Raw genomic sequence first — 11,982 nt, 5'->3', positions numbered from 1 at the left:
CGTCATCCTTTTGCAGGCTTACAGGTTGTTGTAGAGCCACTTGGGCATGTAGTACTTGCGGCGATTGAACACGCTGCCTACCACTTTCGCGCCGGCCTGGGACAGGCGCTGGCGGGCGGCCTGGGCCACTTCCCAGCGAGTGTCTTCACCGCGCACCACCAGCACCACGCCGTCGACCTGGGTGCTGAGCACCAGCGTGTCGCTGGCCGAATACACTGCGTCGGCGTCGATCACCACAAAGCGGTATTGCGCCGCCAGTTGCCTGAACAGTGGGCGCAGTCGCTCGGGGCTCAAGCGTTCGGCATTGCGACCCAGGCGCCCATGGGGCAACACGTCGAAGGGCAGGCTGGACGCCTGCACCACGCAGTCCTGCAACAGGGGCGGGGCGAGACTGTTGAACAGCAGGTCGGTAAAACCGCGCTCCTTGTGCAACGACAGTTGCTGGCTGAGGTTGCGCGGTGACTGGCTGGCATCCACCAGCAGTACGCGACCGTTGCTCATCTGCGCCAGTTGAGCAGCCAGCGCCATCGCGCTGGTGCTGGTTCCGGTGCCGGTGTTGGCGGCCGTCAAAAGCAGGATCCGCAGGGAAGGGTCGAGCACGGTCGAGGTCAGGTTGGTCTCGCTCGGGCTTGCTATGGTCAGGATATTGGTTGAACCGTCCATTTAACTCGCTCCGTGGCCGCTGAAAACTTTGAAGGGGGTAATCATCAGGATCTTCAAATCCAGCCACAGGCTTTGTTCAGCGATATAGCTGAGGTCCAATTCCACACGCTGGTCGAAGTCGATATTGCTGCGCCCGGAGATCTGCCAAAGGCCGGTCATGCCGGGATAGATGCTCAGGCGCACAAGATGGTTGTCCTTGTAGCGATAGGCGTTGAACGAGGTCGGCCGCGGGCCCACCAGGCGCATGTCGCCGGTCACTACATTGATCAGGTTCGGCAGTTCGTCGAGGCTGCTGCGTCGCAGGAACCGGCCGATGGGCGTGATGCGCGGATCGTTGTCGATCTTGAAGTCGATGGCATCGGCGCCGTGTTTGTTGAGGTGGCGCAGCGACTCCTTGAGAGCCTCGGCGTCGGCAACCATGGTGCGGAACTTGTACATGCCGAAGACTCGGCCGCGATAACCGGTGCGCTTCTGCACGAACAGCACGGGACCGGGGCTGGAAAACTTGATCAGCAGCGCCAGGCCCAGCAGCAGTGGGCAGAGCATCAGCAGGATCGCCAGGGCGCCGAGGCAGGCCACTACGCGGTTGGTGCGCGAGACGGTCCAGGGCCGACCACCGTCGCGACCGGTCAACCAACCTCGGCCCTGACGGTGGATGGCCGCGTCCAGGCGCCTGCGGTGGTCGGGATCGACACGCTTGTCGCGTCCGGGGGCGTTGATCTCGATGACTTGCTCATGTCGGGTCATGGATTCCTCCGCTGAGGTTGGGCCGCAAGCGTTCAGTCGCGAGCGGTGCGTGGGCAGGCCGTGCGTAGTAATCGAGGAACCACTGGATGAAGCGGCCCAGGCCTTCGTCCAGTTCGATACGCGGCTTGAAACCGGTGGCCCGTGCCAGGTCGCTGGCATCGGCGCAGGTGTTGAGCACATCCCCCGCTTGCAGGGGCAGCAGTTCGATGCGGGCGGTTTGTCCCAGGTGCTTTTCCAGCAGTGCGACATAGCTGCGCAGCGCCACCGGGTGCTGCCCGCCGATGTTGTAGATCCGCCAGGGCGCACGGCTGGTGGCCGGGTCCGGTTGTTCGTGATCCAACAGGGGGGTGACCTGGGGCGCACGGTCGATCAGGCGGGCGATGCTTTCGACGATGTCGTCGATGTAGGTGAAATCGCGTTGGTGCTCGCCATGATTGAACAGCTGCAGCACACGGTCTTCGACGATGGCGCGGGCAAACTGGATCGGCGACATGTCCGGGCGGCCCCAAGGGCCGTACACCGTGAAAAACCGCAGGCCGGTGCAGGGAATGCCGAACAGGTGGCTGTAGCTGTGGGCCATCAGTTCGTTGGCTTTTTTGCTGGCTGCGTACAGCGACAGCGGATGGTCGACGTTGTCCTGCACCGAATAAGGCGTGCGCGGGTTGGCGCCGTATACCGAGCTTGAGGAGGCGTAGATCAGGTGCTTGACCGGATAGCGACGGCAGTTCTCCAGGATGTTCAGGAACCCGGTGATGTTGCTGTCTACATAGGCCTGCGGGTTTTCCAGGGAGTAGCGCACGCCGGCCTGGGCGGCGAGGTGAATCACTACGTCCGGCCGCCGGGTCTGGAACAGTTCATCGATGGCCGGCGCGTCGACCAGGTCGATCCGCGCCAGGGGGAACTCGCCAGCCTGGTCGTTTACCCAGGTCACACGGTCGTGCTTGAGCTGCGGGTCGTAGTAGTCGTTGAAATTGTCCAGCCCGCACACCCGATGGCCGTCGCGCAGCAGTCGCAGCACGACGTGGGCGCCGATGAAACCGGCCGCGCCGGTGACCAGGATGTTCATGCTTGTGACCCGGGCAGCGGGGTGCCCGGCACGGTGTGCCGCAGCCCGATACCGCGATACAGCAGCCCGGCGGCGGCCAGGTGTTCGGGGTTGTACAGGTTGCGGCCATCGATGATCACCCGGGCGCGCAGCTTGCTGGCCAGCAGGTCGAAGTCCACCACGCGAAAATTTTTCCACTCGGTGCAGATCACCAGGGCGTCGGCGTCTTCCAGGGTGTCGTCGCGGGTGGCGCACAGGTTCAGGTCCTTGCGATAGCCGTAGAGGCGCCGGCATTCGGACATGGCTTCCGGGTCATAGGCGTGGACCCGGGCGCCTTCGCGCCACAGTGCTTCCATCAGGTAGCGGCTGGGGGCTTCGCGCATGTCATCGGTGTTGGGCTTGAATGCCAGGCCCCAGATGGCAATCGATTTGCCGGCCAGGCCATCCTGGAATTGCGTCGCCAGTTTCTCAAAGAGGATGTGCCGCTGGCTGTCGTTGACATCGGTGACGCTGCGCAACAAACGCAGTGGCATGCCGCTTTGTTCGGCGGTGTGGAGCAAGGCCCGCAGGTCCTTGGGAAAGCACGAGCCGCCAAAACCGCAGCCGGGGTAGATGAAGTGGTAACCGATGCGTGGGTCCGAACCGATGCCTTTGCGCACTGCTTCGATGTCGGCGCCCAGCCGTTCGGTGAGGTTGGCCAGTTCGTTCATGAAGCTGATGCGGGTGGCGAGCATGGCATTGGCGGCGTACTTGGTCAGTTCGGCGCTGCGGTTGTCCATGAACATCAGTTTTTCGTGGTTGCGGCAAAAGGGCGCGTAGAGCTCCGTCATCTGGTCGCGGGCCAGCGGGTCGGCGGTGCCGACGATGATCCGGTCGGGGCGCATGCAATCGGCAAGCGCACTGCCTTCCTTGAGAAACTCGGGGTTGGACACCACCCGCACGTTCAACTGCTTCAGGCCCCGCCGCGCCAACGCCTGGCGGGCGCATTCGGCCACCTTGTCGGCCGTGCCCACCGGCACTGTGGACTTGATGACCAGGGTGCGGTCGCTGTCCATGAAATCGGCGATTTGCTGGGTGACGGCCAGCACATGGCTCAGGTCTGCCGAGCCGTCTTCATCGGCGGGGGTGCCGACGGCGATGAAAATCAGTTCGCCATGGTTGACCGCGTCGCTGGCCTGGGAACTGAACGACAAGCGTCCGGACTTGATGTTGTCTTCGAGCAAGCTGGACAACCCCGGCTCGCTGATGGTGGGTACGGCTTGTTGCAGTTGCTGGATTTTTTTCGGGTCGATGTCGATGCACAGAACGCGGTGTCCGACGTCGGCCATTGCGGCCGCCTGGATCAACCCTACATACCCCGTACCAAATACGCTCACGTCCATTTTTGGCGCGCCTCGTAAACCGGTTGATGTAACTCGGATGAAACTGTTTAGAGGGGTATAGCGCAGCTTCAGAAAAGCGTGTCAGCAAAATGACAGTTGTCAGTGTTGGCAATTCAAGTGAAATCGGGCCTTTTGATATCAAGTCCTTGACTGTCTTAGTAAAGTGGCTGTTTTATTGGGCTTAACGGGAATTTGACAAAGCGATAAACGGTAGTAATCCATAGTTTTTTACATTTTGTGACGGGTTTTCGTGTCATTTTTGGGGTAACTTTTTTTTGACGCGTGGTGCGGTGAAGCATTTCTTGCGCTTTGAAAAACGGCTGCTAACGTGCAGGAACGAAGTGCTTTTGACACGGTGATCTGGTCGAGGAAAACATGGTCCGCTACCTCAAGGAATTGCTGCTGGTTCTGTACCTGCTCAAGGGATACGACTATTACCTCGACCGTCTCAACGCGTTGGGCCTGGGGTTCGCAACGTTGCTGTTCGGCGCCATGTTCGCGGTACTGGTGCTGGCGCTGTGGATGACTGCCTACATACGCCAGACCCTGGTGAGGCATGTGTTTGCCTTGGCGATGTTTGTTTCAGCAGTGTTTTTCGAGGTGTACACCCGGGTCACGGACAGTTACCTGACCTATAGCCAGTTCGTTTCGCTGGTGTACTCGGGGGGATTTATCCAGGAGGCGGCTTATCAGTACCGCGAGGTGATTGTCAGCGCGGTGATCAGCGGCTTGCTGCTGTTGTTCGGTATCGCGCTCAAGCCTCGGCGGTCGGTGCGATTGCCCGGTTATCTGCCGATAGCGGCGCCGGTGCTGGGCGTGTTGTTGCTCAGTGGCGTGTTGTTCCTGCGGGCGGGCGAGGGTGCGCGCGGCCTGCCGGTGATGTACACGCCGTTGGCCTATTTGAATCTGTTTGCCTACGAGTCCTTGCACAACACCATTGGCCCTCGGGAGCCGGTCACCCTGGTGCGACGGTCGTCTTCGATCGAGCAGGATATCGTGCTGATCATCGATGAAAGCGTTGGCGGCAATTACCTGGATATCAACGCGCCATTCGGCGTGCACACCGGCCTGAAGACGCCGCCCGAGGGCGTGGATATCTTCAATTTCGGCTATGCGGCCTCTATCGCCAATTGCAGCGTCGACACCAATGTCACCCTGCGCTATGGCGGTACGCGCGCCGACTACATACGCATCAACAGCACCCGGCCGTCGATCTGGCAATATGCCAAAAAGGCTGGTTTGCGTACCGTCTACATCGACGCCCAGCGCACTGGCGGCTACCTGCAGAACCTGATGACCGAGCTGGAAAAACAGGACATCGACGAATTCGTCCAATTCGACCATACCAGCGTGCGCGACCGCGACATGGCGGCTGCGGCGAAGTTGATCGAACTGCTGGGCGACGACCAGGCTGAACTGGTGGTGATCAACAAGGTGGGGGCGCATTTCCCGGTACACGACAAATACCCCGACGACTTCATGACCTACCGTCCGGCCTTGCCGCGAGGGCAGTTCCAGGAAGTGGCGGACACGGGCAGCCGCGATGGCTTCAACGGCCAGAAAGATGACTGGTTGCTGTACCGCAACGCTTACCAGAACACCCTGCTGTGGAACGTCGGCGAGTTCTTCAAGCGAATCTTCCAGCAGGGCGATTTGAGCCATGCCGTGTTGATCTACACCTCCGACCACGGCCAGGACCTGCACGAGCGCGGCAACCCCGGGCTCAACACCCATTGCGGCGGTGACCCGGTGGCGGAGGAGGGGTTAGTGCCGTTGGTGGTGATCCAGGGCTCACAGTTGCATGCCCTGGATTGGCGCCGAGCCTGGGCACAGAACAAAGACCGCTCCAGCCACTACAACATCTTCCCGACGCTGTTGCAGTTGATGGGGTACGACCCGGCCGGGGTTGAATCGGCCTACGGGAAATCCCTGAGCCAACCGACCGATGATGATTTCACTTTCAACTATCGCTTCAATGCGCGGTTGGGGGCGAAACCGGCTTGGAAACACATCGACTTGGGCGACATCGTGACACCGCAGTCCGGCCAGGTTGAGATGGCGGTGGGGCATTGACTGGCGCTGAGCTCTTGTTGATTGAGTACATATCCATTGCCGCGGTAACGGCCACTTAGGGTTTCGCCCTTACGGCGACTCACTTTTTTTCAGACGCCAAAAAAAGTAAGCAAAAAAGGCTTGCCCCACCACTCGGCACCTCGCTTAGGCTCGGTGTGCCCTCACTCCGGCATTGCTCCGTGGGCCGCCGCGAAGGGCCATCCATGGCCCAGCGCGGCTAACCCGGCATCCATGCCGGGTTGCCCACTGCGCAATGCCTGCGTTCGGCCAGCGTGGTTTAACGGGGCGCCCAAGATCAAAAGCCAAAGCAAAGCAAAAACGGGAGCATGTCCAGCATCTATGTGGCTGAACCACCGCTATCGCGAGCAAGCTCGCTCCCACATTGGATCTTCAGCAGACACAAACTCCATGTGCACCTAGCCCCCCCTGTGGGAGCGAGCTTGCTCGCGATGAGGCCGGCATATCCAACATCCTCATCGACTGTGACACCGCCTTCGCGAGCAGGCTCGCTCCCACATTGGGTCTTCAGAAGCCACAAACTTTATGTACACCGCAGCCCCCTTGTGGGAGCGGGCTTGCCCGCGAAGAGGCCGGCACATCCAACATCTTCATCGACTGTGACACCGCCTTCGCGAGCAAGCTCGCTCCCACAGGGGAAACGCGGTCCCACCAAGAACCAGGTCGGCTGTTAGGCCGCCTCGCGGCGGGCCCACGGAGCAATGCCGGAGTGAGGGCATGCCGAGCCTAAGCGAGGCACCAAGTGGTGGGGCAAAAGCGTTTTGCTTACTTTTGACTGGGCCGGCTTCCGGGCTTCTCAAAAGTGAGCCGCCGTCAGGGCGGAACCCTAAGTCGCCGTTACCGCAGCAACGGATATACACCCCAACCCGACGAGCAAATACCCAGCCTCTGTGGCATCTACCTCGTCGTAGCTGTTCTGGTTGCTGAGTATCAGGCAGGTTCATCCCGGGTGGGGCCCATCACTCAACTCCGCTATCCTGACCCCCACGTTCATTCATCGAGCCTTTTCATGCTTGAAGTCCGCGATGTCTTCAAAAGCTACCCCACGCCCCAAGGCCCATTGCCGGTGCTGCAAGGTATCAACCTGACCCTGATGCCCGGCAGCAGTCTGGCGCTGATGGGGGAGTCGGGCAGTGGCAAGAGCACCTTGCTGCACCTGGTCGCTGGGCTGGACAAGGTCGATCGCGGCAGCATTCGCAGTGGCGAGTATCGGCTAGATGGCATGAGTGAAAGCCAGTTGGCGAATTGGCGACGCACGGAAATCGGCCTGGTGTTCCAGCAGTTCAACCTCATCAGCAGCTTGTCGGTGGAGGACAACCTGGCGTTCCAGGCGCGTCTGTGTGGTCGTTATGACGCAGCTTGGCAAGCCCATCTGGTGCAGCGGCTCGGGCTTTCGGCGCTGTTGCGGCGTTATCCCGAGCAACTGTCCGGCGGTCAGCAACAGCGGGTGGCGCTGGGGCGGGCGTTGGCCTCGCGACCGCCCTTGTTGCTGGCCGATGAACCCACCGGCAGCCTCGACGAAGCCACCAGCGACGAAGTGCTGCAACTGCTGCTTGAGCTGCTGGAGGGGAGCCCCACAAGCCTGCTGATGGTGACCCACAGTCCACGGGTGGCGGCTCGCCTGGCCCAGCGCGTGGTGTTGCACGGCGGGCAGTTGGCGCAGGTGGCCCAGGGGTGATGATTTTTCGCCAGACCCTCAAGGCCCTGCTCAGCCATTGGCGCCAACACCCGGTGCAATTCTTCAGCGTGCTGACTGGCCTGTGGCTGGCCACCAGCCTGCTCACTGGCGTGCAGGCGCTGAACAGTCAGGCCCGGGACAGCTACGCCCGGGCCAGCCAACTGATCGGCGGCGAACCCCAGGCCAGCCTCAGTGCACCCGGTGGCGGCACCTTCCCCCAGCAATGGTTTGTCGAGTTGCGGCGCCAGGGCTGGCCGGTGTCGCCAGTGTTGCAGGCTCGGGTGCTGCTCAAGGACCAAGAGGATCAGCGTCTGCAACTGATGGGCATCGACCCGGTGTCGCTGCCGCCCGGTGCCGCGCTGGCGGGGCAGGCACGAGAGATGAGCGAGGTGGTGGCGTTCTTTACCGACCCCGGCCGCACCTGGATCGCCCCGCAAACCTTGCAAGCCCTGGGGCTGACCGAGGGGGACCGCCCCCGGAGCGTCGATGGGCAATCCCTGCCACCGCTGCATGCCCAGGAGGACATGGCGCCGGGCGTGCTGTTGATGGACATCGGTTTTGCCCAACAGGTACTCGGATTGCCGGAGCAACTGTCACGGCTGCTGTTGCCTGCCACGTTCAGCGCCGCGTTACCGGGAGCGTTCAACGGTCGCCTGCAATTCAAGCACGCCGATGAAGAAAACAACCTGTCGCGCCTGACCGAAAGTTTTCACCTGAACCTCGACGCCTTGGGTTTTTTATCCTTCGTGGTGGGGCTGTTCATCGTTCACGCGGCCATCGGCCTGGCCCTGGAGCAACGCCGCAGCCTGTTGCGAACCCTGCGCGCCTGTGGCGTCAGTGCGCGGGTACTGGTCACCAGCCTGACCATCGAATTGGGCGCGTTGGCCTTGCTGGGCGGGATCGCCGGGGTGCTCAGCGGCTATTGGCTGGCGAGCCTGTTGTTGCCCGATGTCGCGGCGAGCCTGCGGGGGTTGTACGGCGCCGAAGTGGCCGGACACTTGAACCTCAGCCCATGGTGGTGGTTCAGCGGTGTCGGCCTGAGTCTGCTCGGTGCGTTGCTGGCCGGCGCTGACAGTCTTTTGCGGGCGGCGCGCCTGCCCTTGCTGGCGCTGGCCAACCCCCAAGCCTGGCACCAGGCCCATGCGCGATGGCTGCGACGCCAGGGGTGGGTGGCTACGGTGGCGGCGTTGATTGCCGCATCGGCGTTGATCTGGGGCGATAGCCTGGCCAGCGGTTTTGTCCTGATGACCGCCTTGTTGCTGGGGGCGGCGCTGGCCTTGCCGGTGTTGCTCAACAGTGCGCTGAAGCGGCTGTTGCGCCGCAGCCGCTCGGTGCTCGGGCAGTGGTTTCTTGCCGATTGCCGCCAGCAATTGCCGACGCTGAGCCTGGCGTTGATGGCCTTGTTGCTGGCGCTGGCGGCGAACATCGGCGCTGGCAGCATGACCGCCGGTTTCCGCCAGACTTTCAGCAACTGGCTCGAACAACGGTTGACTGCCGAGCTGTACATCAACCCGCAGACCCCGGCCCAGGCGGAGGAACTGCACGCCTGGCTCAAGCAGCAACCGGCGATCACTGCCGTCGTTCCCCTCTGGCAAGTCTCGGTCCCGTTGCAGGGCTGGCCGACGGATATCCACGGCATCATCGATCATCCCCACTATCGACAGCATTGGCCGCTGCTGGAATCGGCCGGCGACAAGCCGTGGGAGCAACTGGCTGCCGCCGACACCCTCATGCTCAGCGAACAACTGGCCCGGCGCCTCAAGGTGAGTATCGGCGATCAGTTGACCCTGCCGACGCCGCAGGGGCCATGGGCACTGCGAATCGTCGGCATTTACGCCGACTACGGCAATCCCAAGGGCCATGTGCTGGTCAACGCCGACCACTTGCTGGCGCACTGGCCGAACCTGACGCCGAACCGTTTCAACCTGCGCATCGAACCGTCCGCGATCCCGGCGCTACTGACAGCGTTGCAAGGCCGGTTCAGCCTGGATGACAGCCGCATCGTCGACCAGGCCCGGCTCAAGGGCTGGTCGACCCAGGTGTTCGAACGCACCTTCGCCGCTACCGCCGCCCTCAACAGCCTGACCCTGGCGGTGGCCGGGGTGGCGTTGTTCATCAGCTTGCTGACTCAGAGCCAGAGTCGTCTCGGCCAGTTGGCGCCGCTGTGGGCGCTGGGGGTGACGCGTCGGCAGTTGATGCTGCTCAACCTCGGCCAGACCTGGCTGCTGGCGCTGCTGACCTTGGTCCTGGCGTTGCCGCTGGGCATCGCCCTGGCCTGGTGCCTGGACACGGTGATCAACGTGCAGGCCTTCGGTTGGCGCCTGCCGTTGCGGGTGTTCCCGTTGCAATTGATGCAGTTGCTGGCCCTGGCGATGCTCGCCACGCTACTGGCATCGGCCTGGCCGCTGTATGCGCTGTACCGCACGCAGCCGGCGGATTTGCTGAGGACTTTTGCCCATGAAGATTAGAGTCGGCGTGTTGCTGCTGCTGGCGTTGCTCAGCGGTTGTGATGACTCCGCGCCAGCGCAAAAGGGCTTTGCCGGCCTCGGCGACCAGGCTGTCGCGTTCACGCCGGTTGTGCCTGGGCGGGTGTTCAGTTTCCCCGCCGACCATGGCCTTCATGAAGGTTTTCGCATCGAGTGGTGGTACGTCACCGCCAATCTCAAGGATGCCCAGGGGCATGAGTTCGGCGTGCAATGGACGCTGTTTCGCAGTGCCTTGAGTGCCGCACCCCAGGCCGGCGGCTGGCGCAACCAGACGATCTGGCTCGGCCACGCGGCGGTCACATCCGCCACCGTGCACCATGCCGCCGAGCGTTATGCACGAGGCGGGGTGGGGCAGGCCGGGGTGCAGGCGGTGCCCTTCAATGCCTGGATCGACGACTGGCAGTTCGGTACCCAGGCTTCAGGGGACGAGCCGTTGGCGGACATGCAATTGAAGGCGCGCGACCCACGCTTCAGCTATGCATTGCGGCTGACGTCGAGCCGGCCGCTGGTGTTGCAGGGCGATCAAGGTTTCAGCCAGAAATCCGAACAGGGGCAGGCGTCGTACTACTACAGCCAGCCGTTCTTCCAGGCCAGCGGTGAATTGGAAATCGATGGCCAGCGTTACGCGGTCAGCGGCCCGGCCTGGCTCGACCGCGAATGGAGCAGCCAGCCCCTGACCGCAAACCAGACCGGCTGGGACTGGTTTTCCCTGCACCTGGACAACGGCGAGCACCTGATGCTCTACCGCATGCGCCACAAGGACGGCGCGCCGTATCTCACGGGCACCTGGATCGACGCCCAGGGCCAAGCGCAAACCCTGCACGCCGGGGAAATCAGCCTCGTGCCTCAGGAAACCGCCAAGGTCGCCGGACGCTCTATGCCGGTCGGCTGGGCGATCAAGATCCCCAGCAAGCAACTCGACATCACCCTCCACGCGCTCAATCCCAATGCCTGGATGAACCTGCGCATTCCCTATTGGGAAGGACCGGTGCGACTGCGTGGCAGCCAGGGCGGCACCGGTTACCTGGAAATGACCGGCTACTGAGAATCGCCGGAACTCCCCGCGAACGCCGACCCTCATAGTTTATGAATGTCTCGCAGGAGCCCGTCATGAGCGATGACCTCAAACTTCCGTCGCTGGCCGATTGGCAGCGATTGTTCGACGACAAGGCCTACTGGCAGCAGTCCCCCGATGCTCACTTCACCGAACTGATGCGGGTGGCCAATGACCTGTTCGGTCAGGGCGCCATCGACCTGGCGCAGTGGCAGATCTTGAAGACCAAGGCCGAACAACTGCACCAGCGCTCTCCGGATGCCAACGTCGCTGAAGAAGTCGCCGACCCCGACGCCTGATCCCAGGCCTGAAAGATTCAAGGAGTTCGCCATGCAGCACCACCCCGATCAAACCCGGCAAAACCCCGACGCCCCGGCATTGCCCGGTGAAGTGGAACGCGATAACGATGCCTTGCGGCCCAATGACCCGGCCAAGCGTAAACAACAGCACGGTGACCCTGAGGCAGGGGATACCGATGCGCAGAAAACCGGTCGGCGTGGCTGAGGTTTGTCACGTCGACCGGCATTAAAAAAAGTTTTTTAATGACTGTTTAACTTTGTTTGGATGTGTTCGCGGCAGATAACTTTTGTACTTATTCTTGTTTTTGTATAGCTGCTGTACAGCGCTATGTAGCGGTGCCGTCCAAACACAAAATCATGGCGAGGGAGCTGGCTCACGCTTTGCTGTGTAGGAGCCGCGGAGGAGCGGCGTAGGAGCTGTCGAGTGCAACGAGGCTGCGATCTTTCCCCAAACACTTGAATCTCAAGCGAAAGATCAAAAGATCGCAGGCTTCGCCAGCTTCTGCAGAGATCGCGGAGATAGTTGTAACAATGAAT

General features: G+C 62.0%; 10 protein-coding genes. 6 read left to right on the top strand and 4 right to left on the bottom strand.

Going from position 1 to position 11,982, the window contains the following annotated elements; genetic code table 11:
* Positions 1-18: 18 nt before the first annotated feature.
* Genes KI235_RS20270 through KI235_RS20255 form a run of 4 tightly spaced genes read right to left on the bottom strand, consistent with a single transcriptional unit; the run spans position 19 to position 3,837 of the window.
* Positions 19-663: a CpsD/CapB family tyrosine-protein kinase gene (locus KI235_RS20270; RefSeq protein WP_003203727.1), complete on the bottom strand. Its 645-nt coding sequence runs from the start codon at positions 661-663 to the stop codon at positions 19-21.
* The gene (locus KI235_RS20265; RefSeq protein WP_003203726.1) at positions 664-1,410 is read right to left on the bottom strand and encodes a sugar transferase; all 747 of its coding nucleotides are present in this window, start codon (positions 1,408-1,410) and stop codon (positions 664-666) included.
* A complete protein-coding gene (locus KI235_RS20260) occupies positions 1,397-2,476 on the bottom strand; it encodes an NAD-dependent epimerase (protein WP_003203724.1) in 1,080 nt (359 codons plus the stop codon). Before KI235_RS20260 ends, KI235_RS20265 begins: the two co-directional genes overlap by 14 nt.
* Complete coding sequence (locus KI235_RS20255) at positions 2,473-3,837, bottom strand: UDP-glucose/GDP-mannose dehydrogenase family protein (protein ID WP_003203722.1); 1,365 nt, start codon at positions 3,835-3,837, stop codon at positions 2,473-2,475. Before KI235_RS20255 ends, KI235_RS20260 begins: the two co-directional genes overlap by 4 nt.
* A 375-nt stretch (positions 3,838-4,212) precedes the next feature.
* On the opposite strand from KI235_RS20255, the gene KI235_RS20250 reads away from it, so the two are divergent.
* The 6 genes from KI235_RS20250 (at position 4,213) to KI235_RS20225 (ending at position 11,650) form a co-directional block, all read left to right on the top strand.
* Entirely contained in the window at positions 4,213-5,910 is a 1,698-nt protein-coding gene (locus tag KI235_RS20250; RefSeq protein ID WP_043042794.1) for a sulfatase-like hydrolase/transferase, read from the top strand.
* A gap of 1,027 nt (positions 5,911-6,937) precedes the next feature.
* Positions 6,938-7,606, top strand: coding sequence for an ABC transporter ATP-binding protein (locus KI235_RS20245; protein WP_003203718.1), 669 nt, complete (start codon positions 6,938-6,940; stop codon positions 7,604-7,606).
* Complete coding sequence (locus KI235_RS20240) at positions 7,606-10,074, top strand: FtsX-like permease family protein (protein WP_212795879.1); 2,469 nt, start codon at positions 7,606-7,608, stop codon at positions 10,072-10,074. Before KI235_RS20245 ends, KI235_RS20240 begins: the two co-directional genes overlap by 1 nt.
* Positions 10,064-11,137 (top strand): lipocalin-like domain-containing protein, encoded by a 1,074-nt coding sequence (locus tag KI235_RS20235; protein ID WP_212795269.1) that lies wholly within the window; start codon positions 10,064-10,066, stop codon positions 11,135-11,137. Before KI235_RS20240 ends, KI235_RS20235 begins: the two co-directional genes overlap by 11 nt.
* Before the next feature lie 65 nt (positions 11,138-11,202).
* Positions 11,203-11,445 (top strand): hypothetical protein, encoded by a 243-nt coding sequence (locus KI235_RS20230; protein ID WP_003203712.1) that lies wholly within the window; start codon positions 11,203-11,205, stop codon positions 11,443-11,445.
* A gap of 31 nt (positions 11,446-11,476) precedes the next feature.
* A complete protein-coding gene (locus tag KI235_RS20225; protein ID WP_212795268.1) occupies positions 11,477-11,650 on the top strand; it encodes a hypothetical protein in 174 nt (57 codons plus the stop codon).
* The last annotated feature ends 332 nt before the right edge of the window (positions 11,651-11,982 follow it).

The sequence above is a fragment of the Pseudomonas sp. St386 genome (assembly GCF_018325865.1).
Classification (GTDB): Bacteria; Pseudomonadota; Gammaproteobacteria; order Pseudomonadales; family Pseudomonadaceae; genus Aquipseudomonas; species Aquipseudomonas brassicacearum.
The sequence above is the reverse complement of the archived record's forward strand: the minus strand, read 5'-3'. Positions and strand labels throughout refer to the sequence as shown.